At 41.1% G+C, this 25,425-nt stretch carries 22 protein-coding genes and 1 tRNA gene; 10 read left to right on the top strand and 13 right to left on the bottom strand.

The genetic code is table 11. The features are described from left to right. Positions 1–5: 5 nt before the first annotated feature. The 3 genes from mreD to BEGALDRAFT_RS08195 are packed head-to-tail and all read right to left on the bottom strand — an operon-like array spanning position 6 to position 2,476. A complete protein-coding gene (mreD, locus tag BEGALDRAFT_RS08185) occupies positions 6–494 on the bottom strand; it encodes a rod shape-determining protein MreD (RefSeq protein WP_002685575.1) in 489 nt (162 codons plus the stop codon). A 12-nt stretch (positions 495–506) separates the two neighbouring features. Further along, positions 507–1,379 (bottom strand): rod shape-determining protein MreC, encoded by an 873-nt coding sequence (mreC, locus tag BEGALDRAFT_RS08190; RefSeq protein WP_040294918.1) that lies wholly within the window; start codon positions 1,377–1,379, stop codon positions 507–509. 41 nt (positions 1,380–1,420) lie between these two features. Then, positions 1,421–2,476 carry a rod shape-determining protein gene (locus BEGALDRAFT_RS08195; RefSeq protein WP_002685580.1) on the bottom strand — a complete coding sequence of 352 codons (1,056 nt, stop codon included), beginning with the start codon at positions 2,474–2,476 and terminating at the stop codon, positions 1,421–1,423. 588 nt (positions 2,477–3,064) lie between these two features. Here BEGALDRAFT_RS08195 and gatC point away from each other — a divergent pair. From gatC to BEGALDRAFT_RS08210, 3 genes are all read left to right on the top strand, one after another. Next, positions 3,065–3,352, top strand: coding sequence for an Asp-tRNA(Asn)/Glu-tRNA(Gln) amidotransferase subunit GatC (gene gatC, locus BEGALDRAFT_RS08200; RefSeq protein WP_002685582.1), 288 nt, complete (start codon positions 3,065–3,067; stop codon positions 3,350–3,352). 72 nt (positions 3,353–3,424) lie between these two features. Continuing rightward, a complete protein-coding gene (gene gatA, locus BEGALDRAFT_RS08205; RefSeq protein WP_002685583.1) occupies positions 3,425–4,879 on the top strand; it encodes an Asp-tRNA(Asn)/Glu-tRNA(Gln) amidotransferase subunit GatA in 1,455 nt (484 codons plus the stop codon). Positions 4,880–5,015: 136 nt separating this feature from the next. Next, positions 5,016–5,900 (top strand): isoaspartyl peptidase/L-asparaginase, encoded by an 885-nt coding sequence (locus BEGALDRAFT_RS08210; RefSeq protein WP_002685584.1) that lies wholly within the window; start codon positions 5,016–5,018, stop codon positions 5,898–5,900. Between the two features lie 46 nt (positions 5,901–5,946). On the opposite strand, the gene BEGALDRAFT_RS08215 is transcribed toward BEGALDRAFT_RS08210, so the two are convergent. From BEGALDRAFT_RS08215 to BEGALDRAFT_RS08235, 5 genes are all read right to left on the bottom strand, one after another. Continuing rightward, on the bottom strand, positions 5,947–6,750 hold the full coding sequence (locus tag BEGALDRAFT_RS08215) for an undecaprenyl-diphosphate phosphatase (protein WP_002685585.1): 804 nt from the start codon (positions 6,748–6,750) through the stop codon (positions 5,947–5,949). A 269-nt stretch (positions 6,751–7,019) separates the two neighbouring features. Then, positions 7,020–7,721, bottom strand: a complete 702-nt coding sequence (locus BEGALDRAFT_RS08220; protein ID WP_002685586.1) for a cation transporter — start codon at positions 7,719–7,721, stop codon at positions 7,020–7,022. Between the two features lie 312 nt (positions 7,722–8,033). Further along, positions 8,034–9,083 carry an S-methyl-5-thioribose-1-phosphate isomerase gene (gene mtnA / locus BEGALDRAFT_RS08225; RefSeq protein WP_002685587.1) on the bottom strand — a complete coding sequence of 350 codons (1,050 nt, stop codon included), beginning with the start codon at positions 9,081–9,083 and terminating at the stop codon, positions 8,034–8,036. Positions 9,084–9,245: 162 nt separating this feature from the next. Next, positions 9,246–9,680 carry a transposase gene (locus tag BEGALDRAFT_RS08230; protein ID WP_002685588.1) on the bottom strand — a complete coding sequence of 145 codons (435 nt, stop codon included), beginning with the start codon at positions 9,678–9,680 and terminating at the stop codon, positions 9,246–9,248. Positions 9,681–10,167: 487 nt separating this feature from the next. Further along, positions 10,168–10,242 (bottom strand) — tRNA-Asn (locus BEGALDRAFT_RS08235). Positions 10,243–10,640: 398 nt separating this feature from the next. Here BEGALDRAFT_RS08235 and BEGALDRAFT_RS08240 point away from each other — a divergent pair. From BEGALDRAFT_RS08240 to BEGALDRAFT_RS08255, 4 genes are all read left to right on the top strand, one after another. Next, the gene (locus BEGALDRAFT_RS08240) at positions 10,641–13,076 is read left to right on the top strand and encodes a LamG-like jellyroll fold domain-containing protein (protein WP_002685589.1); all 2,436 of its coding nucleotides are present in this window, start codon (positions 10,641–10,643) and stop codon (positions 13,074–13,076) included. Between the two features lie 249 nt (positions 13,077–13,325). Further along, the gene (locus BEGALDRAFT_RS08245; RefSeq protein ID WP_002685590.1) at positions 13,326–13,688 is read left to right on the top strand and encodes a slr1659 superfamily regulator; all 363 of its coding nucleotides are present in this window, start codon (positions 13,326–13,328) and stop codon (positions 13,686–13,688) included. A 131-nt stretch (positions 13,689–13,819) separates the two neighbouring features. Then, positions 13,820–14,773 (top strand): respiratory chain complex I subunit 1 family protein, encoded by a 954-nt coding sequence (locus tag BEGALDRAFT_RS08250; protein ID WP_002685591.1) that lies wholly within the window; start codon positions 13,820–13,822, stop codon positions 14,771–14,773. Positions 14,774–14,866: 93 nt separating this feature from the next. Further along, complete coding sequence (locus BEGALDRAFT_RS08255) at positions 14,867–15,739, top strand: HpcH/HpaI aldolase/citrate lyase family protein (protein ID WP_002685592.1); 873 nt, start codon at positions 14,867–14,869, stop codon at positions 15,737–15,739. 12 nt (positions 15,740–15,751) lie between these two features. Here BEGALDRAFT_RS08255 and BEGALDRAFT_RS08260 read toward each other — a convergent pair whose 3' ends face one another. The 3 genes from BEGALDRAFT_RS08260 to clpS all read right to left on the bottom strand — a co-directional run bounded on the left by BEGALDRAFT_RS08260 (position 15,752) and on the right by clpS (position 18,908). After that, positions 15,752–16,183 (bottom strand): DUF302 domain-containing protein, encoded by a 432-nt coding sequence (locus BEGALDRAFT_RS08260; RefSeq protein WP_002685593.1) that lies wholly within the window; start codon positions 16,181–16,183, stop codon positions 15,752–15,754. A 77-nt stretch (positions 16,184–16,260) separates the two neighbouring features. After that, positions 16,261–18,555, bottom strand: coding sequence for an ATP-dependent Clp protease ATP-binding subunit ClpA (gene clpA / locus BEGALDRAFT_RS08265; RefSeq protein WP_002685594.1), 2,295 nt, complete (start codon positions 18,553–18,555; stop codon positions 16,261–16,263). A 32-nt stretch (positions 18,556–18,587) separates the two neighbouring features. Beyond that, positions 18,588–18,908, bottom strand: a complete 321-nt coding sequence (clpS, locus tag BEGALDRAFT_RS08270; RefSeq protein WP_002685595.1) for an ATP-dependent Clp protease adapter ClpS — start codon at positions 18,906–18,908, stop codon at positions 18,588–18,590. Between the two features lie 227 nt (positions 18,909–19,135). On the opposite strand from clpS, the gene BEGALDRAFT_RS08275 reads away from it, so the two are divergent. Further along, positions 19,136–19,570 carry an RDD family protein gene (locus BEGALDRAFT_RS08275; RefSeq protein WP_002685598.1) on the top strand — a complete coding sequence of 145 codons (435 nt, stop codon included), beginning with the start codon at positions 19,136–19,138 and terminating at the stop codon, positions 19,568–19,570. A gap of 371 nt (positions 19,571–19,941) precedes the next feature. Here BEGALDRAFT_RS08275 and BEGALDRAFT_RS08280 read toward each other — a convergent pair whose 3' ends face one another. Beyond that, positions 19,942–20,517: a GNAT family N-acetyltransferase gene (locus tag BEGALDRAFT_RS08280; protein ID WP_002685600.1), complete on the bottom strand. Its 576-nt coding sequence runs from the start codon at positions 20,515–20,517 to the stop codon at positions 19,942–19,944. 1 nt (position 20,518) lies between these two features. Here BEGALDRAFT_RS08280 and BEGALDRAFT_RS08285 point away from each other — a divergent pair, with 1 nt between their 5' ends. Both BEGALDRAFT_RS08285 and BEGALDRAFT_RS18160 read left to right on the top strand, forming a co-directional pair. Further along, the gene (locus BEGALDRAFT_RS08285; RefSeq protein ID WP_002685601.1) at positions 20,519–22,003 is read left to right on the top strand and encodes a sensor histidine kinase; all 1,485 of its coding nucleotides are present in this window, start codon (positions 20,519–20,521) and stop codon (positions 22,001–22,003) included. A gap of 114 nt (positions 22,004–22,117) precedes the next feature. Then, on the top strand, positions 22,118–23,614 hold the full coding sequence (locus BEGALDRAFT_RS18160) for a SpoIIE family protein phosphatase (RefSeq protein ID WP_002685603.1): 1,497 nt from the start codon (positions 22,118–22,120) through the stop codon (positions 23,612–23,614). 336 nt (positions 23,615–23,950) lie between these two features. On the opposite strand, the gene radA is transcribed toward BEGALDRAFT_RS18160, so the two are convergent. Then, the gene (gene radA, locus BEGALDRAFT_RS08295; RefSeq protein ID WP_002685605.1) at positions 23,951–25,369 is read right to left on the bottom strand and encodes a DNA repair protein RadA; all 1,419 of its coding nucleotides are present in this window, start codon (positions 25,367–25,369) and stop codon (positions 23,951–23,953) included. Between the last annotated feature and the right edge of the window lie 56 nt (positions 25,370–25,425).

Genomic DNA, 25,425 nt, shown 5'->3' on the forward strand with positions numbered 1-25,425 from the left:
AAATATTAAAATACTTGATAAGTCCGTCGCATATCGCGCAGGATGATAAATATCCATGGCCACAGTATCATGCTAGTCAGTGCAGGATAGATAAATGACCAACCGACGGGCGGATGTCCCATCGCTCCGCGTATCCATGCTTCTAACAATTCACTGATAGCCACTAAAGACCCTGCAAAAATCGCCTGTTGCCACCATGGGAAAACGCGCACTTGTCGATGTAATTTAACACTGAGATAGGCAAGAAAGCAGAGGATAAGTGCGTGTTGTCCCAATAAGGTATCACTCAATACATCGTATAAAATCCCAATCATCCAGCCCGTTGCAACCCCCACTCGTTGCGGAATTGCAATGCACCAGTAGATGAGCACTAAGGCAACCCAATCAGGTCGCCAAATAACGGCCCAACCTGGTAAAGGCATAATTGCCAACATTAGGGAAACGCTAAACGTCACCAATAAAACCCAGCCGCCATGATGTTTTTCTAAGCTCATAATTGATTGTGATTATTGGGGAGTCGTCGTTCCAGGATGGTGATCTTTAACAATAATAGGGTCTGGCTCTATATTCCAAATCAATAAGACTTCGCGGTTACGTTCTAATAAAGCGTGGGGAATCGCTTGTACTTGTGCATAAGGGCGAGCAATATCAGGATTGACTTCAACCACCTCCCCAACAGGATAACCAGGGGGGAATTGTCCACCTAAACCTGAAGTGACTAATTTATCACCGACAACAATATCCGAATTATTGGGCAGATAGAGCAATTCTAAGCGATTGACAGCCCCCATTCCGACAGCAATTGTGCGCAATCCACTTCGTTCCACTTGTACAGGCAAAGCATGATTAGGGTCAGTGATTAACATCAGCGTACTAGATAGTGGGCCAACGTTGACAATTTGCCCCATCACCCCACGTGCATCTAACAACGGTTGTCCATCAAATACCCCTTGTTCAGACCCTTTATCGATAAGCATACGTCGTGTAAATGGGTCTAAATCAACGGCTAAGACTTCAGCTACTAACACTTTCTCAGTGAATTGTGTTGTCGCACCAAGGAGAGAACGCAAGCGTTCATTTTCATTTTTTAAATCTTGTAATTTTTGCAGTGTAAAACGTAAGCGCAAATTTTCTTCGCGCAATTCACTATTTTCTGACAGTAATTGCAAGCGCGAGCCAAATCCCTGTGAAAGCCAATGACTCGCTTTAACAGGAAAATCAACAAGATACTGCAACGGATAGACAACCACGGATAGATGTGAGCGCACAGACTTTAAATAATGCAACCGATGGTCTATTGTCATCAAAATTAATGACAGGCTCACAAAGATAAATACGCGAAAAGTGGGAGAATACCCTTGTATAAATAACGGATTAATAGGTTACTCCTAACCATATCGATGGTTGTCTATATCTAGGGTTAAGCCGCTTCTAAAGAAAAAACATCAGGACCATATTGTTCAATCATTTCTAAAGCTCTACCACCCCCCCGCGCAACGCAGGTTAAAGGGTCATCGGCAATTAAAACGGGCAATCCTGTTTCTTCCATCAATAAACGGTCTATATCTTTCAATAACGCACCGCCACCCGTCAGGACTAAGCCTTTTTCAGCAATATCAGAACCTAATTCAGGCGGGGTTTTCTCCAATGCCGTTTTAACGGTTTTGACCACACTTTGTAAGGGTTCTTGTAAGGCTTCTAACACTTCATGATTGTTTAACTTAATACTGCGTGGTATTCCCTCTGTGATATTACGCCCACGCACTTGAATTTCAATAATTTCTTTCCCTGGGTAGGCTGAGCCAATCTCATGTTTAATCCGTTCTGCGGTTGATTCACCAATCAGCGTGCCATAATGTTTCCGCACATAACTGATAATCGCCTCATCAAAACGGTCTCCTCCAACCCGAATAGAATCAGAGAAAACAATCCCATTAAGAGATAAAACGCCAACTTCAGACGTACCACCACCAATATCTAGCACCATAGAGCCAACTGCTTCGCTCACGGGTAATCCTGCACCAATTGCAGCCGCCATCGGTTCTTCAATCAAATAGACTTCCCGTGCGCCCGCGCCTGCAGCAGATTCACGAATTGCACGCCGTTCTACCTGTGTAGAGCCACAAGGAACACAAATTAATACGCGAGGGCTAGGGCGTAAAAACCGATTTTCATGGACTTTATGAATAAAATGCTGAAGCATTTTTTCCGTAATAGTGAAGTCAGCAATAACGCCGTCTTTCATGGGACGAATTGCAACGATATGTTCAGGCGTGCGCCCCAACATTAATTTTGCTTCAGCCCCCACAGCAGCGATATGTTTTGCATTTGTGCTACCGTCGCGTCCTTGTTTAATGGCAACAACAGAGGGTTCATTAAGAACGATACCTTGTCCTCTGACATAAATTAAGGTATTTGCTGTACCCAAATCGATAGACAAGTCGTTGGAAAAAATTCCGCGCAGGCGTTTGAACATGGAGTTTAATTAATCCTATGACAATAAATGTGAAAAACGATACAACATTTTCACAGGGGAACAACCCCTATAAATCAATGTGTTAAATAAAAATACCCCGTTTATCGTCGTCTTAGGGTATGATATACAAATTATTCGGTACTTTTGTAACGGTTTGTGGTTTCGCTTTTAGATTGATTTTTTTCGCTTTTTTATCATGATTTATCTTTATTAAACGGTGAAAAAGCAGTTTTAAAATCTTTCTATTATCAACAATGCGGCATCACAACAAAACAATCGACAAATTTATCAAGCATTTGAAACTTAAGCAAGTAGTAGGCTTTTTTTCATCTAACCCTTTCTTTCACGCTCATTTTTTACAAGCGTTCTCAAATCATATGCTGTGTTATAGGGTTAGTGAATCAATGTTATATTGTAATAGTTGCAGCCCGTGTTTTTACAACCAATTGATTATGAAATTTATTATTCTGTTTAATTAATCTTTTGTAATCAACAATCATGTAATCTACCTATTTTTATAGGCTAGAGCATAATTTATACCCGTTTCTCAGTACACTGCACATTATACTGCATCAGGAATCTGTGATTATGTCTTTACAACGCAAAGATGTCGAAAAAATTGCCCATTTGGCGCGTATTTCCTTATCAGAGGAAGATATACCGCTTTATACGCATAATTTGTCTAATATTTTAGCGTTCGTCGAACAAATGAATAGCGTTGACACAACGGGTATTGTACCGATGGCGCATCCTTTAGATGCAACAGCTCGTTTACGTCCTGACTTAGTCATTGAATTAAATCAACGTGATACCTTCCAATCTATTGCTCCACAAGTAGAAGCAGGTTTATATTTAGTACCAAAAGTCATTGAATAACATGGTATCTGTATAAAATTACTTTTATCTGCTCGTATCCGTTTTAAAATCAACTAAATGACTTAATTTAATATGCACGATTTAACCCTTACTGAACTTGCGAACGCCCTTCAAAAACGCCAATTTTCCAGCGTTGAACTGACCCGTCATTTTTTAGCGCGTATTCAAAAATATAATGCTCAACTCAACAGTGTCATTACCTTGACAGAAGAATTAGCCTTACAACAGGCAGAAGCCGCTGACAAATGCTTACAACAAGGTCAGGCAACCGCATTAACAGGCATTCCCGTTTTACATAAAGACATTTTTTGTACACAAGGTATTAAAACAACTTGTGGCTCAAAGATGTTAGATAATTTTATCGCACCTTATAATGCCACGGTTATCGACAAATTTAACCAAGCAGGCGCGGTAACACTAGGCAAAACCAATATGGATGAATTCGCTATGGGTTCATCTAATGAAACAAGTTATTACGGTGCAGTTAAAAACCCTTGGGATTTAAACGCGGTATCTGGTGGTTCATCAGGTGGTTCAGCAGCAGCACTGGCAGCTCGTCTCGCCCCTGCCACAACAGGGACAGATACAGGGGGGTCTATTCGCCAACCTGCGGCATTATGCAATTTAGTAGGGTTAAAGCCAACTTATGGCACTGTGTCACGTTACGGCATGATTGCTTATGCCTCTAGTTTAGACCAAGCGGGACCAATGACACGTAATGCAGAAGATGCGGGGCTACTGCTCAATACCATGGCAGGTTTTGACCCTAAAGACTCCACATCATTAGAACGTCCCAGCGAAGACTATACGCGCCATTTGCATGACAGCTTAAAAGGCTTACGTTTAGGTCTGCCGAAACAGTTTTTCGGGGAAGGTTTAAATGCCGATGTTGCCAAACGACTCGAACAAGCCATTGATGTTTTGAAAGAATTAGGCGCGACGGTGAAAACGGTTGACCTGCCAAATAATCACTTATCTGTACCTGCTTATTACATCATCGCCCCAGCTGAATGCTCTTCGAATTTATCCCGTTTTGATGGGGTGCGTTTTGGTTATCGCTGTGCCGAACCCAGTGACCTTATGGATTTATACAAACGTTCTCGCGGTGAAGGATTTGGCACAGAAGTTAAACGTCGAATTATGATTGGCACTTATGCCTTATCCGCAGGCTATTACGACGCTTACTATCTCAAAGCGCAACAAATCCGCCGTTTAATCAGCAATGATTTTAAACAGGCATTCCAAGAGGTTGATGTTTTATTAAGCCCAACAGCACCGACCCCCGCGTTTAATATTGGGGAAAAGGTCGATGACCCTGTTACCATGTATTTGTCTGATATTTATACTATTGCTATCAATTTAGCAGGAATACCCGCCATGTCTATTCCTGCGGGCTTTGTGCAAAATCGCCCGATTGGTTTACAACTGATAGGCAATTATTTCAGTGAAGCACGTTTATTAAATGTGGCACATCAATATCAACAACAAACTGATTGGCATCGTCAAACACCGACGGCGTTTGCATAAATCTGATGATAAAACAGGGTGATTCATTCACCCTGTACTTTTCCCGATAATTCCCCTCTATCTATTGCTTGAATAAGCACACGATACATACCATCATCCCCATAAATACCTTTTCCTTTGTGTGTTGATAACAATCATGCAAACCTATCCAGAGATTGCCCCTAAGCTCGTTATTCATGGTGGGCTACTCGATACCCGTAAAACGCTCACTCAAGCTCGTCATACGCAAGAAAAATTTCACGATGCATTGGCAGCAGTTGTTAAAGAATCTTTTGATATTCTCTGCTCAGTTGGTGCGCGGAATGCGGTGTTATATGCCGTGCGTGCTTTAGAAAATGAACCCTTATTTAATGCAGGCACAGGCTCAGTCCTCCAATCTGATGGACAAGCACGCATGTCCGCTGGACTAATTGATAGCCAAACAGGACATTTTTCAGGCGTGATTAATGTCCAACATGTAAAAAACCCCATTGATATTGCTCAACTATTAGCAAAAGAACCCAACAGTATTCTCGCGGGTGAACTCGCAACCCGTTACGCACAACAACGGAATATCCCCTACTACAATCCCATTACCTCAGCCCGTCAGCAGGAATATGAACAGCAGAGTATGCACCAAACAGGAACTGTAGGTGCAGTTGCTTTAGACAGTAAAGGGGTTATTTGTGCAGGCACATCGACGGGCGGGATTGGTGGAGAAATTCCAGGGCGGGTGAGCGATAGCCCTACTGTTGCAGGCACTTATGCAAGCTCGGTGGCTGGTGTTTCTTGCACAGGCATTGGAGAACAAATCATCGACCATGCCGTTGCAACACGGATTGTGACACGTGTGCAAGACGGTATTCCGCTACAAATTGCGGTAGATAAAACCTTATTAGAAGCCCGTGTCCGTGATTACTGTTTTGGACTGATTAGCCTTGATTACACAGGAAAAGTAGTAGTTGGTAAAACCCAAGAACAAGAATATTATCAATTACTTTATGCAAGCTATGACGGACAACGTTTAAGTGTTTACCCTTAAAATATCGGATAGGCAGTCATTGCGAGGCTGCCCACCCCAAACCATTTTAAAAGCCTATCCAAACGAGTAAAAAGACCCCTAAAAACAACCGATAAATAACAAATGGCATCATGCCCATTCGCTCTAATAAGCCCATAAATAAACGAATACATAAATAAGCACTGATTGCAGAGAATAAAACCCCTAATCCCATGTCTAACCAAACCAATTGATCAGCCTGTTTTGCCAGTTTTATCGTCTCCATTCCGCCTGCTAACACAATAATTGGAATAGATAATAAGAACGAAAATCGCGCAGCAGCTGTGCGGTTTAACCCTAATAATAAAGCAGCGGTCATTGTAATGCCTGAGCGTGAAACCCCTGGAATTACCGCAATAGCTTGTGCAAGTCCAATGAATAAAACATCCCAACCCGTTAATTGATATTCTGAACGCGCTCGTAATCCCGTTTTATCTGCATATCCTAATAATAATCCAAATATAATCGTTGTTGTTGCAATGATAACTGTAGAACGTAAAGCCTCATCCAAATCCAACACAGATAAAATTAACCCTATCAATGCCACAGGAATTGTGCCAAGAATAACCCCCCAAACTAAACGACTTTCTGCGGTTAATTCACGAGTTAAGCATGACTGCCACCATGCATGAAGCAATGGGCGTAAATCTTGACGAAAATACCACAAAATAGCGGTTAAAGTCCCAACATGTACCGCCACATCAAATGCCAACCCCTGATCTTGCCAGCCTAACAATTGAGGAATAAAAACTAAATGTGCAGAGCTAGAAATAGGTAAAAACTCAGTGAGTCCTTGAATAACTGCCAAAACAATAATATGCGAAATTTCCAAGATATATTCCTTGTCGCCTATGAATCAATCAATGGGTGAAATAAGAACGCACATTTTAGAGAGTTTGAGAGAGATTAAACAAATAAGGATTTGTAATAACCTAAATTCTGCGAGATTTATAAAATAAAACAGAGACCTGCTAGGTTTTCAAAACCTAGCAGGTCTGTCGGATAACACTTTTTAATTCTGCTAATTCTGTGAATTCTGATTCAGACAATTCTTTACCCTACGGTCTTGATACCAAGTCAACCCATTATCAAAGCCATCAGCTAACTCTTTTTCTTCAACGATTCTAAAGAAACCAATGTGACCGTTGCCTGTTTGGCTTCTGCGACAACAACGGGCGGATTTTCATCAGGCGGAAGGGTGCGTAATTGTTTCACCGCTTTCCACAAAACAAGCCCCGCTGACCAGAAAAAAAGAATAATTAAACCAAAACCAATCAAAATATCGGGAATGCCCGAATTAAACATCCAAACACCAAACGCGGCGACTAATACAGAAGAATTCGACAATAAATCATTACGCGAGCAATGCCAGACAGAATTCATATTAATATCATCATTTTTATGCCGAGTTAATAAATATAAAACATAACCGTTTGTTACTAAAGCGATTAAGCTCATTATACTCATCGCACTGTAAGAAGGTAATACAGGCGACATCAGTTTTTCAACCACTTCAAAACAAACAAAAACTGCCGCGAGAAAAATTAACCCACCTTTAAATAAAGCAACCCACGCTTTAGTCCGTGCTCCACGATAAACAGCGTATAAACTTAACGCATAAGTAATTGCATCGCCTAAATTATCTAAAGAATCGGCTAATAATGCCGTAGATTGTGCCAAGATGCCTGTGGTTAATTCCACAACAAATAAAACGATGTTAAGCCACATTACTAAAACCAGTGTCTTGCTTTGGCTTTTCTTGAGGGCTTCTAATTCACAAGAAGTATCACAGTTGCATGCCATGTTTAATACCTTAACTTGAGTTCGGCGAGTTTTATAAAACAAAACAGAGACCTGCTAGGTTTTTAAAACCTAGCAGGTCTTTGTTTGTCTGAATCAGAATTAACAGAATTTTCAGAATTAGCAGAATTAAAAACATAATTTTTTATTCTTTTAATTTTCTTGTCTTTTTAATTCTGAAAATTCTGATTCAGACAAACTGTTGTCTTTTTAAAAGAAACTCGCCGAGCTCAGGTTACCTTAGTTTATTAATAAGTTAGGACTGAACAATTTAAAAAATTGCCAGTCCTTAACGAGAAGTTTAAAAAATAGCGGTTAAAGCGAGGCGTTAAAAACTGCCTGCATTTTCTCGGTAGTGGGGTTTTCTATCGCGCCTTTTTCCGTGATTATCACATCAATTAATTCGGCGGGGGTGACATCAAACACAGGATTCCATGCTAATGCCCCTGTTGCTGCAATGGTCTGTCCGTTTAAGCGTAAAACTTCCTCTTTCAAACGCTCTTCAATCACAATTTGCTGCCCCGTTGCTAACTGCATATCGACAGTAGAACTCGGCGCGACAACCATAAATTTAATGCCGTGATAACGCGCTAATACCGCAAGGCTATAAGTGCCGATTTTATTCGCGACATCACCATTCGCCGTAATTCTATCCGCGCCGACAATCACCCATGCAACCTGTCCTTGACGCATCAACGCCGCCGCCGCCCCTTCGACTAATAACGTCACAGGTATCTGGTCTTGCACCAATTCCCATGCGGTTAAACGCGCACCTTGTAGCCATGGGCGAGTCTCATCTGCATAAACATGCTTAATTTTGCCTGTTGCATAGCCATTGCGTATCACGCCTAAAGCCGTACCGTAGCCCCCTGTGGCTAATGAGCCTGTATTACAATGTGTTAAGACACTCTTGCCTTGTGGCAAATAACTTGCGCCTAATTCGCCCATAAAATAATTCGCGGCGATATCGGCTTGTTGAATTTGTTGCGCGGCAGCGAGCAACACGGGTTCGGGGTCGCCGTTAATCTGTGGAAACAGGGCTTGCATTTGACGTAATGCCCAGAAAAGATTAACTGCTGTCGGGCGAGAATTGGCAAGGGCTTCGATATCTTTACCTATCAATGCCATCCAATCGGTCGGCGATTGGCGATAAGCCTCCCGAGCCGCTAAAACGACACCATAAGCGGCTGTAATACCAATCGCAGGCGCACCACGCACAACCATGTCATGAATAGCTTGCGCAGTCGCTTGTGCGGTTTCTAAACTTAAAATTTCGTGATGATGTGGTAGTTTACGTTGGTCGATTAACTGGAGTTTATTATCTTGCCATGTAACGGCGCGTAGCGTGTCGTGGTGTTGGGTCATGGTGTTGTAATGTTGATTTTATACAAAAACAGGTTGCTTTATTAACCCCAGTTCTGCAAGATTCAAAAATCAAAACAGAGGTTTGCTATATTTTCAGGCGTAAAATAGCTTTAACGCGAGTACGGCGAAAAAGGGCTTAAATAAAAAGAGGTTGAGAAGGATTTAGCAAATTAAAGCTCTCATCAAGTTTAGGTTTGCAAAGGTTTTATGCTGTGAAATTCGCCGATTGTGGCAAACTTTCAATGGCGTAGAGTCAATGAAGGCAATCCCACGAGAGTTTACCCGCCGACTGTGCAAGTAGGCACTGAGCGGTATCATCACTGACTGGGATAACTCAACAAACCGCTGATAACTGACCCGTTTCGGAAACGCCCAGCCAAATACATGCGGGACATAGTGGGTATAAAATCCTTTGAAATGACGTTGATTAGACTGATGAAATAACACCTGCAAGGTCATCACTTCCGACGCTGACATTATCCCGTCTCGCTGACTTTTCTTGGGATTTCCTTCTTCTAACAACATTTGTTCCCATAAAGGCATAAACCATTTACAAAAGTCATCGATTGAGTAGAACAGGATTGTTATCATATCCATGGTTGTACCTTTGGAAAGTGGAGGTGGACGTTTGGTGATGTTCCATTATTCCTACTTTTCTTTTAGGTACAACTTTTTATTTCTTCCATTCCGCTTTTATCATTAATCCTCTGTTTTATATCTATTATCTCGCCGTACTCGCGTTAAAATAGCTAAAGCGATTTTGCGCCTGAAAATACAGTAACCATCTATTTTAATTTTGAATCTTACAGAATTGGAGTTACTGAAAACTAGTGAGCGAATGAGGACAAGCAAAAAATAACCTATTGGATGCAATCACCCAATATGGGAAAGAATCGTTTCAAAGAATCGAATGTAAGTTTATATCAGCCAGTCAGTCAGTCATTGAACAAATAAATGAAGAACGGTTTTTAACGGGAATTGAAATTAAAAACGAAAATGAGGAGAATTTTTTTCAAGCCAGAATCACTTTTTAATATAAGTGATTGCAAATAGTTTTGTGATATATGATGAGATTAAGAAGGGTTGGCTCCCCGGGACGGGTTCGAACCGCCGACCCAGTGGTTAACAGCCACTTGCTCTGCCGCTGAGCTACCGGGGAATTTTTAACAGCGTTTAATCAATCGCTGTAAAGTCTGCCATTGTATAGAGCTTATCCCAATGTGTCAAGTTTTTTTCTAAAAAACACATCATCGAATTAAAATCGTTTTCTTACTCATGTTATATCTGCTGTTATGACGAATTTTGCAGTATGATTTAGCGTGTTCTTACTTACTAATGACATTGATATAACATGGAAATCAACGCAAAAGATTATTGCATTATTTTTTGGTTTTATTGCTGAATTTATGTATGAATGCTCATGTTAATCTAAAATATTTTTATATCATAAAGCTACATATTGTTGATTTTGTAGATTGTTGTGCTAACACAAACATTATATTGGAGTTTCACCATCATTAAATTAGTAAGTTTTTTATTTTGAATTAGGGGGTTGTTATGTTTTACAAAGCAGCAGTATTAAGTTTCTTGATGCTTTCAAATATGGTGCAAGCAATTTGCCCAGAATTAGATAATTTACCACGTCCTGATAACAACTTAGTGCCAAAATTGGCGTGGGGTTCGGATGTGGATCGTAATACATTAAAACAAGTTGCGTGTTTGAACACAACCGAGAATTTTATTGGAACAAGCACAGCAACTATTAATAGTCGGGTGATTTCTAGTTTTAACGATATTTTTGAGCAATTTGTCGTGAAAGGAGAAGCAAATGCTTCTTATTTTGTCTTCACCGCAAAAGCCAATGCGTCGTATGAAAAGGTGTTTAGAGAAACCCAATTTTCACAATCGTTTGTTTTAGAATACGACGTTTCTTTTGGTACAGCTGATGCGACTTTAGATTCAGTGAATCCTTTGAATGCAACAGGGTTAAGATACCGTAATGATGCTTGTGGTTTCAAACGTTATTGTGGAAATCGGTATGTTTGCCAAACAACTAAAGGAGCAAATATCTCAGTTAAAATGGATTTTGACTTTACTTCTGAATACCATAAGAACGAGTTCAAAGCGGGTGCATCGTTGGGGATTGCCAATTTGAAGATTTGTTGCAAACCGTTCTCGGGTGGTTTTAGTGCAGAAGTGAGCAAACTCTCTGAAGCAACCCGTAAGAATGGAACATTACGCATTGAAGCCATTCAAAAGGGAGGAAATGTTGAGCAACTGGGTCGAATTTTAGGCGGAACGGTCTTTAGTTGTTCTTTAGATAATTTAGCGGCGTGCACAGCGGCGTTAGATGGTGTGGCGAATTATGTGGCGAGTAATGATTTCATTACAGGCGTTAGGGAAAACCCCACCGTTACTGATTATAAAAATTGTCCGTATGAATACATTCCTGATGTGCCGAGTTTACCAAATGAAGTAACGCCTGAAATAGAAGCCTTGCGCATCAAATTATCAAATATATACAAAGAGTTATTAGCGGATCGGCAAAAAGCCTTAGATTTGTTGAATTTATCGTTATCAACGGCTCGACAACAGCAAATAAAAGATTTATCTGTGGCATTAGAAACAGAGGCTGAAAATATTCGTCAAATCGGTGAATTGTGTTGGAATGATTTGAGCAATTGTTCTCAAAAAGCTAATCAAGCACTCCTTAATTTACAGGCTTACGATAAAAACGTTTTGTTACCTAATCCTGCCGATGGATTAGTCGCGTATTATCCGTTTAATGCAAATGCGTTAGATGAAAGTGGCAATGGAAATAATGGAACTGTGTATGGTGCAACTCTCACTAAAGATAGAAACGGTAATCCGAATAGTGCTTATAATTTCAATGGGATTGATAACTATATAAAAGTAAGTAGTTCTAATATTTTTGATGTTAATCAACATACGATAGCTGCTTGGGTTAACCTTAATACACCAAATACTTGCAACTATATTGTCAATAAGGTTACTTCAAATGTTTTTGAAACTATAGATTTTTATGTGATTAACCGTGTAGGAACTCATTTTGCTACTGGAACAGAAATAAATCATGGAATTAGTGGAGCAAATGTACCCTCAGCAAATGAAGGATTTTTTGGACTTACACAACTACAAAGTAACCAATGGTTTTTAGCTATAATGACTTATGATATGCAACAAATCAGATTTTATGTTGATGATAAATTAGATAGTAGTTATGCAAGAACTGGAATAATTAGAACAAACTACAATGACTTATTCTTTGGAAAACATGGAGGGGGAAGTTGCTATTTCAACGGTTCAATAGACGACATTCGCATTTACAATCGAGCATTAAGCGATGCCGAAATAAAGCAACTTTACGAAACCACAGAAACCAAACTAAACCAACCGCCCGTTGCAATCTTTAGCAGTTCAAATTCAAACGCATCAACGGTGAATGTCGATGCGAGTTTCTCAACTGATCCCGACGGCACACTTCAACGCTACGAATGGTCAAGTTCAAATGGTCAATTCGCCACAGGTAAAACCGCAACTTTTAATTTTTCCAATGCAGGTAATTACGCAATTACCTTAACCGTCACCGACGATAAAGGCACAACTTCTCAAGCAGTAAAAAATATTATTATTCAAGGAACTATTGGAAAGAGTTGCACAAATGCAGCGATAACAAACTGCCAAGCCAGTTTCTCACTTGAAACAGGTCAATTATGCGTTCCATGCGTGAGCGTTCCAACTCCCTTAGGTTCTCAAATTTACGCGGTAGAATTGACACAATTAAACCCCTTACAATTAGGTTTTGAACTCAATCCGTTAACCTTGAAACCTCATAATTTCAAAGACAGTTGTTTAGCAACTTACACTGGCATATTAAACGTCCCGTGTACCAAAGTCGGAACAACCACTTACAACGTTGACTTCACCCAACGTTCAAATTCTTTAATCTTTGACGTGTACAACGTACGTTAAAATAACAAACCTGCTAGGTTTTGAAAACTTAGCAGGTTTGTTGTTATAGAAAATAATTTATCCACTCTCGTTTCACGCTCAACTGCCATAAAGCGCGCTGTTCCATAAATACAAATTAACCCAGTCAATATTTTTTTCTAAAATAGAAAAATTACAAAGTAACATTCTTTCTACTAAGAGACCTGCTGTTATGACGAATTTTGCAGTATGATTTAGCGTGTTCTTACTTACTAATGACATTGATATAACATGGAAATCAACGCAAAAGATTATTGCATTCGTTATGATGCGAATAGCAAAACAATTGTATTTCAAGGCATTTTAATGTTAAGAGGGTCTAAGGAGTATGAAGGGGTTTTGCAGTTATTGCGTGATATTGCAGAACAAAGTGAGTCTTTAACATTAGACTTGCGTGACTTAAAAATGCTGAATAGCTCTGGTATCAATACGTTAACTCGTTTTGTTATTGAAACACGTGATAAACAAAAATCACAGCTCTGTATGGTGGGATATGAAGAAATCGCATGGCATGAGATGTTATTCAATAATTTACAGCGTTTAATGCCTAATTTACAAAGTCAATTACTTTCTTCTACAACGAGTAATTTATGACCGCGTATTGCTGGGAGTTTGCACAAGTGGTCTAGTGTGTTTGTGTTAGATTGCTTGTGTTTCTTGGGTTGTGCTGTCGGTTCATGCTTTCTTCTCCGCTGATTTTCCTCCTTTAGTTTTTTCATTTCATTATGTTTAATCTCCTTTCTTGGTTTATTGCAGGTTTACAAACGGTTTTATTTATTGCTTTTGCACCTTTGTTATTAGGTTGGATTAGGGGCGTTAAATGTTTATTGCAGAATCGTAAACCGCCTGTATTGTGGCAACCTTATCAGGATTTGTATAAGTTGTTTTGTAAAGAATCGGTGGTTGCACAGCAGGCTTCGTGGATTTTTCATGCAACGCCCTATGTGGTATTTGGGACAACGGTTTTAGCGGCTGGGGTTGTGCCGTTGTTGGCAACGGATTTACCCACGGCAGCTTTAGCTGATGTGATTGTGTTAGTTGGCTTTTTTGCGTTGGCGCGGTTTTTTATGGCGTTAGCCGCCTTAGATATTGGTACGGCGTTTGGGGGAATGGGGGCATCGCGGGAGATGACCTTGTCGTCTTTAACTGAACCTGCCATGTTGATGGCGGTGTTTACGTTGGCGATGACGGCAGCAACAACGAATATTTCGACGACGATTGATTTTATTTTAGCCAATGGTTTGGTGTTGCGTCCTTCGTTCTTTTTTGTGTTGTTGGGCTTGATGATGGTGGCGGTAGCGGAAACGGGGCGTATTCCTATCGATAATCCTGCGACACATTTGGAATTAACGATGGTGCATGAGGCGATGATTTTAGAGTATAGCGGTCGGCATTTGGCGTTAATTGAGTGGGCGCATCAGATTAAATTGATGATTTATGCCGTGTTAATTGCCAATTTATTTTTGCCGTGGGGCATTGCGCAAAGCTTTAGTTTATCGGCTTTTGCGGTGAGTTGTGTTGCGATTGCGTTGAAATTAGGTGCATTAGGGGTTGCGTTAGCGGTTTCAGAAACGTTATTAGCGAAGTTACGTTTATTTCGTGCACCTGATTATTTGAGCTTTGCCTTTTTATTATGTTTGTTGGGGATGTTAAGCCATGTGATTATTGAGGTTGGTTAGTTGGTTTGATTTCTGTTAAGACCTCGTTAGGCTATCAGGTTAGAATAGTCGTTTATAAAAAACATTGTTGCCCATTTTAAAGGAGTTTTTCTTATGCGTTTAGCCTTACGCCCGCGTCGTTCCATGTTGTATATGCCTGGTGCGAATGCACGCGCTTTGGAAAAAGCCCGAATGTTGCCTGCGGATAGTTTAATTTTAGATATGGAAGATGCTGTCGCGCCTGATGCAAAAGCGCAAGCCCGCGAGCAGATTGTGCTCGCAGTGACAGAAGGCGGGTATGGTAAACGGGAGATTATTGTACGGGTTAATGGTTTAGATACCGCTTGGGGTAAAGATGATTTATATACGGTAGCTAAGTTGCCGATTGATGGCGTTTTATTGCCAAAGGTGAATAGCTTACAAGAAATTGATGCGGCTGTTACTTGTTTGACCGAGGCGGGCGCGTCTGCCGAGTTGCCTATTTGGATTATGGCGGAAACTGCTTTAGGGATGTTAAACATTGCAAGCATTGCAACGCATCCGCGTTTAGCGGGTATTGTGATGGGTACGTCTGATTTAGCAAAGGAAATGCGGGTTAAACATACTGCTGACCGTATCGGGATGTTAGTGCCTTTAAGTTTGTGTGTGTTGGCGGCACGGGCGAATGGGTTGGAAATTCTGGATGGGGTTTATTTAAATTTGGAGGATGAAACGGGTTTTTGTGCTGCTTGTGAGCAAGGGAAGAATATGGGCTTTGATGGCAAAACCTTAATTCATCCGAAACAAATTGATGTCACTAATCAGATTTTTTCGCCCAGTGGTGCGGATATTAATCATGCCCGTGAGGTCATTCAAGCATGGGAAGAGGCACGGAAAGCCAGTAAAGGGGTTGTAGTGGTGAATGGAAAATTGGTCGAGAATTTACATTATGAAGAATCTTTGCGCGTTTTAGCCTTGGCTGATGCAATTAAAGAACGGAATAGTTAAATTTGTATCGTGTTATTCTGCCCCTGTTTGCACAATAGTTTGTAAAATATGATTAATTTCTATTATTAATGGTTTTAATGTTGGATTATCTGTTGCGGGTAGTTGTGGCGTGCTGATAATTACTTGTTGTTTATCTTCATAGATTGCAATTCTACAGGGCATATTGAGTAATAAATCAGGTTCTAGGATGAGCAGAGTTTCTGCATACTGTAAGTTGCAAAAATGGATGATGGTCGCAAGGGGAAATTGTGCGTTGCCTCGTTCACGGATAGCTTGTCCGATATGGTTTTCTGAAGTAATACGGAAATTTTGCGCTTGTATCGCGTATTCAATGTCTTGCACTACATCAGCAAAAGGTTTTTGTGTCGTTAGGCGAAAGTCTTCCGCATATCCGTTTGATATAAGGAATAAACAGCCAGTAAGCCAGTAGAAAAGAAAACGCATATGCAGAAATTAGTGGACAGTGGGCAATAAAAAAAGGGGCGATAACATGATGATGTATCGCCCCTTATGATTTATAACTACATATCGGCGGGTTCTTCTTCTTTCACCATCAGGCGTTTTTCGTCCGCCTCAAAGTGTAAGACGATATCGTCATTCTCTTCTTTAATAAAGACATGTCCGCCCTTTTCTAGTTTGCCGAATAGTAATTCTTCTGCCATGGGCTTCTTGATTTTTTCTTTAATCAAGCGAGCCATCGGACGTGCACCCATTAAGGGGTCATAGCCATGTTTTGCTAACCATTTCCGTGCGGCATCATCAATTTCAATCGTGACGTTTTTATCCGCTAATTGGGCTTCTAGTTCAATCACGAACTTATCAACCACATTGCTAATGGTGTTTTCACTCAAGGCTTTAAACTGCACAATTGCATCTAAACGGTTGCGGAACTCTGGGCTAAACAAGCGTTTAATTGCTTCCATGCCATCTGTCGTATGGTCTTGTGTATTGAAACCAATAGAAGAACGGCTGACTTGTTCCGCACCTGCATTGGTTGTCATGATAATCATGACGTTGCGGAAATCAGTTTTTCGTCCGTTGGTATCAGTTAATGCCCCATGATCCATGACTTGGAGCAGGAGATTAAAGACATCAGGGTGAGCTTTTTCAATTTCGTCCAGTAATAACACGGCATGAGGGTGTTTATTAATGGCTTCTGTCAATAGACCACCTTGGTCGAAGCCTACATAACCGGGAGGCGCGCCAATTAAGCGGGAGACAGTGTGACGCTCCATGTATTCAGACATATCAAAGCGAATCAGTTCAATGCCTAAAATACGGGCTAATTGTCGCGTCACTTCAGTTTTACCGACTCCTGTCGGTCCTGCAAGTAGATAAGAGCCTATCGGTTTTTCTTGATGTCCTAAGCCTGAGCGTGACATTTTGATGGCGGCGGATAGGGTGCTAATTGCCTCATCTTGCCCAAAAACCACCATTTTTAAATCGCGCTCTAAATTGAGCAACACATCTTTATCGGATAAAGAAACATTTTTTGGCGGGATGCGGGCAATTTTCGCAACAATATATTCAATATCTGCAACATTAATGATTTTTTTCCGTTTTGAGACGGGTTGCAAACGTTGTTTTGCGCCTGCTTCATCTAAGACATCAATGGCTTTGTCGGGTAAATGACGGTCATTGATATAACGCGCTGACAATTCAGCGGCAGCACGCAGGGCTTGGCTGGCATATTTAATATCGTGATGCTCTTCTAAACGGGATTTAATCCCTTTCAGAATTTGGATAGTCTCTTCGACAGAGGGTTCAGGCACATCGATTTTTTGGAAACGACGGGACAAGGCGCGGTCTTTCTCAAAGATACCCCGATATTCTTGATAAGTGGTTGAACCAATACATTTTAACTCGCCAGAGGCTAAGGCAGGCTTAATTAAATTGGAGGCATCCATCGCGCCACCAGAGGCAGCACCCGCGCCGATGATGGTATGAATTTCATCGATGAACAGCACCGCGTTAGGTTCTTTACGCAATTGGGCTAAAACGGCTTTTAAGCGTTTTTCAAAATCACCACGATATTTTGTGCCTGCGAGTAACGCCCCCATGTCAAGCGAATAAATCACGCTATTTAACAGTAATTCAGGGACTTTCCCGTCAGTAATGAGCTTAGCTAAACCTTCAGCAATTGCGGTTTTTCCAACACCCGCCTCGCCGACAAATAAAGGATTATTTTTCCGTCGTCTGCATAAAATTTGTAATGTCCGTTCAATCTCATTTTGCCGACCAATCAAGGGGTCGATTTTCCCTATCATCGCCTGCTCATTTAAATTAACGGTGTAGGCTTCTAAAGGATTTTTACTACCACTTGGTTCGGTCGTTGTTTCTTCATCTTGAGAAGAAGATATATCGGTATGTTCGGGATTATTCTCGATTTTAGAAATTCCGTGAGAAATAAAATTAACCACATCCAAACGGGCAACATTCTGTTTATCTAAGAAATAGACGGCTTGCGATTCACGCTCCCCGAAAATAGCGACTAATACATTCGCGCCTGTTACCTCTTTTTTACCAGAGGATTGGACATGAAAAACAGCCCGTTGTAAAACACGTTGAAAGCCTAAAGTAGGTTGCGTGTCGCGATCATCTTTTTTCGCTAACTTCGGTGTGCTTTCTTCTAAAAAGTTGCTTAAATCACGCCGCAATATGTTTAAATCAACACCGCAAGCGCGTAATACCTGCACAGCAGACGAATTGTCTAGCAGGGCTAATAATAAATGTTCTACCGTCATAAACTCATGCCGCTTTTGACGGGCGTTTTGAAAGGCGGCGTTTAAAGTTGCCTCTAGTTCCTTGCTTAACATGTTTTTTATGACCTCTTATAATGACGCACTTATCAAGCCTTCTCCATCGTACAGAGGAGAGGGTGCTGATTCTCACGAGAGTAGTTATTGACTTGAGCTACTTTGGTTTCAGCAATTTCACGGGTGTAAGTACCACAAACGCCTTTCCCTTGCGTGTGTACTTGCAACATCACACGGGTAGCGGCTTCCCGATTCATCGTGAAAAAAACTTCTAATATATGCACGACAAATTCCATTGGCGTGTAATCATCATTCAAAAGGACAACGTTATAAAGCGGTGGGCGTTTTAACTTTGGTTTGGACTCTTGAACGCTCAGATCATCATCTAATTGGGGAGTTGGTAAATTTGCCATACGGATTGGTTACTATAAAATTTAATTATGAAATGAAAGAAAATTGTTTATTCAGCGTACCGACTTATTATCCCGCTGACAATCCCTGTCAGAGGGGATTAAATGTAGTTGCTAACCCCAAAAAAATACAATCTATTTCCTTTTCATAATCATACGATTATTTGCCATTAAGTTAAGATTAATGACCTTTAGATCAAAGTTTATATTCAAGCTTAGAGATTTCAAGTATGTCTTCAAGTATAAATCCGACTGAATTTTCTGCGGGTAAGCCTATCAGTCTCTTACGTTACCTTGCCCTGCTCACTTATGAAAGTTTGCTTATATTCGCCGTGTTATTTATTGCGGGATTATTGGCATTGCCTTGGACTCAGGGTAAACCAAGCATTTTTTATACCCTTTACTTGGTTGGTGTCATTTTTATTTATTTTGCATGGCATTGGCATAAGGGTCATACGTTAGCAATGCAAGCATGGCATGTAAAAATATGCACGCTAGACGGACAACCCGTTTCATGGGAATGGGCGTTAATTCGTTTTGGTGTTGCTTTTTTATCAATTGCTTGTGGCGGACTTGGCGTTTTTTGGATGCTTTGGGACAAACAAAAACGTACTTGGCAAGATATTGCTTCACGCACTCAATTAGTGCATTTTCCTAAAAATTAAGCATACTCAAGGGGTTTATATCATTAAAGTTGCGCTATAAAAATGTAGTGTTGTATTTAAGCAAGCATTCAGTGTATGTCAGTAAATATGATTGATTTGCGGTAGATGTAGAAAAGCGTATGGTTGTTGAAATTCAGCACATCAAACAAGATTAAAAAATTATCTGAATTCTGATTCAGACAAACGCTTGTCTTTTTTAAAAACGGTTTAAGTGTAAAACGTTAGGAATAGAGAGGCAGGAATTGAACAAGGAGGGGATAAACAAGCCCATTTAGAAACCACACGGAAATATTATAAAAGGGCTTTACTTTAACAAAACGCATTGATTTAACAGGATTAAGCTATAATTACTTATTGATTTTATGGTAAAATTAGCCATTTAACGATTCGGCTAAGGTTCGCATGGCTTGTTCCGTAATTTGATAAGGAATGTGTCCTGTGCGTTGCATATCTAAGTTCTCATATAAGGCTTGATGCGGATTCCAATCAGGCACGTGTAAATCAACACGGCTATATTGTTGTTCGATGGCTTTTTGACAGACGGCTGCAATCAGTTTTTGCCCTACATGTAAATTTTCACCCAGTTCAATATCTTCCACATATAAACTATCGATATATAAATACGGTTGACCATTAAAGGTCGAATAACTCTTCATAAAGGTAACAATACCAATAATTTGTTCATTATATTCAGCCAGTAAGGTATGGTAATATGGACAATGTCCAAAGCCATTACGAGTAATATCAGCAACCGTTGCGGTAAATAAATGCCCCATTCCTAAAGAATCTGCCAATTTTTTTAATAAATTGTGCATTATCGGTGCGTCATTAGGGTGTGCTGGGCGGATTGTTAGCGTATTAACAGGGCGAGCCTTGTTCATAAATGGCTTTGTGACCATCGCTAACGCGCTTTTAATTGGATGAGTTGGTCTATCGAGAATTTGCATAATGCGTCGCCCCCATTCCCTCAAAAACTTATTATTGCTTTATGAAACAACTTTTTTGCTACTGGTCATTGTGACAGGCACAATCGGCGGTAGTTGGGCTTATTGGTGGCAGAAAACGTCCAGTGAATCTGCACGAATTAATATCTTATATCATAGTATCTATAAGATACGCGAAAATTTATTTAAACAGATAGAAAGTGTCAATAATACAAACCGTTTGGAAGGACCTGCAGCATTTATTACCTTCTACCAAGACTATCCTACACTAATTAATCAACAGCTTAATGACTTAGCAAATACAGCTATTTCAGAAACAGAACAAACCCTCGTCCGACAACTGCAAATAGTCTATTTTACCATTCAGTCAAATTTAGAGGCTTTATTAAACTCTAGCACGTTCTATGCACAACTCGCGCAAGGGCAGACAATCAATGCACAAGCCATTATGGCAAAATTTGATGTCATCTTTACACAGTTTTTAGGTGCGCTAGAAGCACAACGTCAAATCATAGACGCGCAAAATCAGCAATGGATAAAGTGGACATTATTAATTATTCCCTTACCAACACTGCTAGCAATTTTATTACTCATGCGCTCACGCCATGCCATACGCAAACATTTCGTTTCACCCATTTATCAAATCACGACCGACGCGAGACGAATTAGTGCGGGTGTATATGACCCACCGATTAGCGTGATTGGGGTTGAAGAAGTGCAAACTTTGGCAAATGCCATGAATCAAATGACACAAGCCCTTTTAGCCAGTCAATCCGCGCTATTAGAAACCGAACGACAAGCTGCACTTGGCGCATTAGTCCCCGTTGTTGCCCACAATGTCCGTAACCCACTAGCCAGTATTCGCGCCATAGCCCAAATGATGGATTGCACCCATGCAGAAACAACGGAAGCCCGCGACGACATTATTACCACCGTTGACCGTTTAGAACGTTGGGTTAGCTCCCTTGTCTCCTATCTACACCCCTTAAAACCCTGCTTACAACCCGCTTGCTTTGCTAACCTACTCACAACCACCATTCAATTATTAAAAACAAAATTAGATGCTAAACAACTTACTATCCACTTTACAGGCGATACATTACCCAACAAAGTCCTGATGGATGCCAATTTAGTAGAACAAGCTATTTATGGCTTACTCAACAATGCGATAGAAGCCTCCCCCCTCGGCGCAACAATTCACATTACCCTAAAAACACAAGAAACTGACCTCTATTGCACCATCACAGACCAAGGTGCGGGGATGCCCTTTATTCCCCAAACCCCCCAACATCCAACCGTTACCCCCATGCCCTCGACAAAACGCTTCGGCACGGGCTTAGGCATTCCCTTTGCCTTTAAAGTCTGCCAAGCACACGGCTGGCAATTAACGTTTCACTCAGAACAAGGCAAAGGCACTTGTGTACAACTGCTGATTAAAACTAACCATTACACGCCTATGCAAACAGAATCCCTAAACATTGACTCATAACCAAACAGACAAGACACAGGCTTGAATATTCTTAGAAAAAAACCAATAGACTCACTACAATCCAGAATGACCCATAGCTAAAAATAGAATGAAACACTTTAGGTCATTACTTTTATGCAAAACCATACCATTCTTTCCAGAAAACAAGCCGCACTTGTTTTTCTAGGCTTTATCAGCATCCTCTCCGTACTGAGCCTTGCTGCTTGGCTGGGGCTTAAAAGCCTCATGATTGTCAACCAACAACTCGAAGAACTAGTAACTGAAAACAATAAAAAATCAAAACTTATTAACTACATGCGTGACCTTGTACGCGAGCGGATTATCAGCGTTCACAATATCACCAACATGACAGACCCCTTCGCCATTGATGCCGAATGGGAAAAATTCAGCGAATATGCCCGCGAATTCATCAAAGCTCGAGAACAACTTTATCACCTCAACTTAAGCCCTCACGAACAACAACTATTAGAAAATCAAAAACCGCTACTTGCTCAAGGTCAAGAAACTTTAGGCAAAGTCATTACTCACGCCCAATCAGGACAAATGGACAAAGCCAAACAACTCCTGATTCAAGCACAAATACTCAGCAACCAAATCATCGATGAACTACAAGGCATTCGTCAGGCGCGTGAAGTAGAGGCGGAAAAATCCCTACAAGCTGCCACCATTGCCTATCAACAAACCGTCCGACAAGTCACCCTCCTAGGCGGTGTCGCCGTGTTACTCTCCCTCTCCATTATTGGTTTTGTCGTTAAACGCATTAATGCCCAAGAAAACACCTTACGCTACGCACTCAAAGAAATATCATTACTAAACAAGTTATTAAAAGCTGATAATCAACGCATGGAAGCTGAACTATCCATTACTCGTCGACTACAACAAATGGTTTTGCCCAAAGAATACGAACTCGCAGACATTGAAGAATTAGACATTGCCGTCTTTATGGAACCTGCAACCGAAGTCGGTGGCGATTACTACGACATCCTACAAAATAATGGTTCGATAAAAATCGGCATTGGTGACGTAACAGGACACGGACTAGAAAGCGGTGTTCTGATGCTCATGGTACAAATGGCAGTTAGAACCCTACTGACCAATAACGTAACAGACCCGAAACTCTTCCTCAGTGTTCTAAATCGTGCGATTTACGATAATGTACAACGCATGGATTCTGATAAAAATTTAACCCTATCGCTACTAGATTACGAACAAGGAAAAGTTCGCTTAAGTGGACAACATGAAGAAGTGCTATTTATAAATCATCAAGGGATAGTGAAACGAATAGACACCCGCGATTTAGGATTTATCGTCGGTTTAGAACCTGATATAGAAAACTGGATTGCTTATAAAGACATCTATTTACAAGAAAATGAAGGCATTGTCCTTTATACGGACGGAGTCACAGAAGCATTGAACCACAAACGCGAAGTTTATGGCGTAAAACGTCTATGCGAAGTCATTAGTAAGCACTGGCATTTATCCTCTAAACACATCAAAAAAGCGGTTATTGCTGATGTTCATCACCATTTAGGCACATTACGCCCCCTTGACGACATCACACTGATTGTGATTAAACAAAGAGCAATACTGCAAACGATAGCGATGGCATAAGCATTAACCCCAAGCATGGCGAGTAAATTTTTAGGTATAGTAAACGCACTATAAAAACGATGCGAAGGACTGGCAGTCCTAGATTTAAATCACTTTATGGTAACTTGAGTTCGGCGAGTTTTATAAAACAAAACAGAGACCTGCTAGGTTTTCAAAACCTAGCAGGTCTTTTTTTGTCTGAATCAGAATTCACAGAATTAGCAGAATTAAAAACAATTAAAAACATAATTTTTTATTCTTTTAATTTTCTTGTCTTTTTAATTCTGAAAATTCTGATTCAGACAAGTTGTTGTCTTTTTAAAAGAAACTCGCCGAACTCAGGTTAAAAAAAGGATTTTAAACACTGTACAACGCATCAACTAACCGCACAACGGGCACGATTTCTATATCGGGCAAAGGGTCTTTTGGGGCGTTGGCTTTGGGAACAATGGCTTTTTTAAAACCGTGTTTTGCAGCTTCGCGTAAACGTTCTAAACCATTGGGGACGGGGCGAATTTCTCCCGCAAGTCCAACTTCTCCAAAAACGACGAGTTCTTTGGATAAAGGAACGTTTTTTAAACTGGATAAAATGGCGAGTAAAACGGCTAAATCTGCGCCCGTTTCGCTAACACGTACCCCACCAACGATATTGACAAAGACATCTTGGTCATAGGTGATAATGCCACCGTGACGGCTGAGGACAGCAAGGAGCATCGCCAAGCGGTTTTGGTCTAAGCCGAGCGTGACACGGCGCGGGTTAGGCATGTGTGAGGTGTCGACGAGGGCTTGGACTTCAACCAGCATGGGACGGCTACCTTCGCGCGTTACCATGATGACACTGCCCGCGACTTCTTCTTCATGACGGGATAAAAATATCGCTGAGGGGTTGCTGACTTCTTTTAAGCCTTTATCCGTCATGGCAAAAATGCCGAGTTCATTCACAGCACCAAAGCGGTTTTTTATGGCGCGAATGACTCTAAAACGGCTATCGCTTTCCCCTTCAAAGTATAAAACTGTGTCGACCATGTGTTCTAACACACGCGGGCCTGCTAACGCGCCTTCTTTGGTGACGTGTCCCACGAGAAAAATGGCGGTATTGGCTTGTTTGGCAAAGCGAACCAGTTGGGCGGCACTTTCGCGTACTTGGGCAACAGAACCCGGCGCGGATTGTAATACGTCGGTGTAAACCGTTTGAATCGAGTCTATAACCATGATGCGCGGTTGTTCTGCTTTGGCAATTTGCAGGATGCGCTCGATATGGGTTTCAGTGAGGAGTTTGATACGGTTGACGTTTAGCCCGAGGCGTTGGGCGCGGAGGCTGACTTGTTGGGGGGATTCTTCGCCCGTGACGTAGAGGGGCATCGGGTTTGAATCAGGACTTGCTTTCGCTTTTTTGTGTGTTACAGGCGGGCTATCATTGAATGCTATCTGACTCATTTCTGCGAGGGTTTGCAGAAGTAGGGTCGATTTGCCAATACCAGGGTCTCCACCGATGAGGATAACCGAACCACTGACAACGCCACCACCCAGCACGCGGTCTAATTCGCTCAATCCACTGAGCATCCGCGTTTCTTCTTGGGCTTCTATTGCATCAAGCATTAAAACGGCTTGGGGCTGATTGCCTGCATATCCGCTGAGTCGACGGTTTTTATTGGGTTCTTCTAAGACAGTTTCTTCTAGGCTGTTCCATGCGAGGCAGTCAGGGCATTGTCCTGACCACTTAGGCAGGACAGCACCGCAGGCTTTGCAGGCGTAGGCAGTTTTGGCTTTAGACATGGGAAAATAAAATAGCCCTTGCTATTACAAAACAGAAAGGGCGTTGCAGACAATTC

It is taken from the genome of Beggiatoa alba B18LD, from assembly GCF_000245015.1.
Classification (GTDB): domain Bacteria; phylum Pseudomonadota; class Gammaproteobacteria; order Beggiatoales; family Beggiatoaceae; genus Beggiatoa; species Beggiatoa alba.

Bases quoted from the DNA above. Each gene is read 5' to 3' on its own strand.
- mreD (WP_002685575.1), bottom strand. From the start codon at position 494: ATGAGCTTAGAAAAACATCATGGCGGCTGGGTTTTATTGGTGACGTTT.
- BEGALDRAFT_RS08195 (WP_002685580.1), bottom strand. From the start codon at position 2,476: ATGTTCAAACGCCTGCGCGGAATTTTTTCCAACGACTTGTCTATCGAT.
- gatC (WP_002685582.1), top strand. From the start codon at position 3,065: ATGTCTTTACAACGCAAAGATGTCGAAAAAATTGCCCATTTGGCGCGT.
- gatA (WP_002685583.1), top strand. From the start codon at position 3,425: ATGCACGATTTAACCCTTACTGAACTTGCGAACGCCCTTCAAAAACGC.
- BEGALDRAFT_RS08210 (WP_002685584.1), top strand. From the start codon at position 5,016: ATGCAAACCTATCCAGAGATTGCCCCTAAGCTCGTTATTCATGGTGGG.
- BEGALDRAFT_RS08220 (WP_002685586.1), bottom strand. From the start codon at position 7,721: ATGGCATGCAACTGTGATACTTCTTGTGAATTAGAAGCCCTCAAGAAA.
- mtnA (WP_002685587.1), bottom strand. From the start codon at position 9,083: ATGACCCAACACCACGACACGCTACGCGCCGTTACATGGCAAGATAAT.
- BEGALDRAFT_RS08230 (WP_002685588.1), bottom strand. From the start codon at position 9,680: ATGGATATGATAACAATCCTGTTCTACTCAATCGATGACTTTTGTAAA.
- BEGALDRAFT_RS08240 (WP_002685589.1), top strand. From the start codon at position 10,641: ATGTTTTACAAAGCAGCAGTATTAAGTTTCTTGATGCTTTCAAATATG.
- BEGALDRAFT_RS08245 (WP_002685590.1), top strand. From the start codon at position 13,326: ATGGAAATCAACGCAAAAGATTATTGCATTCGTTATGATGCGAATAGC.
- BEGALDRAFT_RS08250 (WP_002685591.1), top strand. From the start codon at position 13,820: ATGTTTAATCTCCTTTCTTGGTTTATTGCAGGTTTACAAACGGTTTTA.
- BEGALDRAFT_RS08255 (WP_002685592.1), top strand. From the start codon at position 14,867: ATGCGTTTAGCCTTACGCCCGCGTCGTTCCATGTTGTATATGCCTGGT.
- BEGALDRAFT_RS08260 (WP_002685593.1), bottom strand. From the start codon at position 16,183: ATGCGTTTTCTTTTCTACTGGCTTACTGGCTGTTTATTCCTTATATCA.
- clpA (WP_002685594.1), bottom strand. From the start codon at position 18,555: ATGTTAAGCAAGGAACTAGAGGCAACTTTAAACGCCGCCTTTCAAAAC.
- clpS (WP_002685595.1), bottom strand. From the start codon at position 18,908: ATGGCAAATTTACCAACTCCCCAATTAGATGATGATCTGAGCGTTCAA.
- BEGALDRAFT_RS08275 (WP_002685598.1), top strand. From the start codon at position 19,136: ATGTCTTCAAGTATAAATCCGACTGAATTTTCTGCGGGTAAGCCTATC.
- BEGALDRAFT_RS08280 (WP_002685600.1), bottom strand. From the start codon at position 20,517: ATGCAAATTCTCGATAGACCAACTCATCCAATTAAAAGCGCGTTAGCG.
- BEGALDRAFT_RS08285 (WP_002685601.1), top strand. From the start codon at position 20,519: ATGCGTCGCCCCCATTCCCTCAAAAACTTATTATTGCTTTATGAAACA.
- BEGALDRAFT_RS18160 (WP_002685603.1), top strand. From the start codon at position 22,118: ATGCAAAACCATACCATTCTTTCCAGAAAACAAGCCGCACTTGTTTTT.
- radA (WP_002685605.1), bottom strand. From the start codon at position 25,369: ATGTCTAAAGCCAAAACTGCCTACGCCTGCAAAGCCTGCGGTGCTGTC.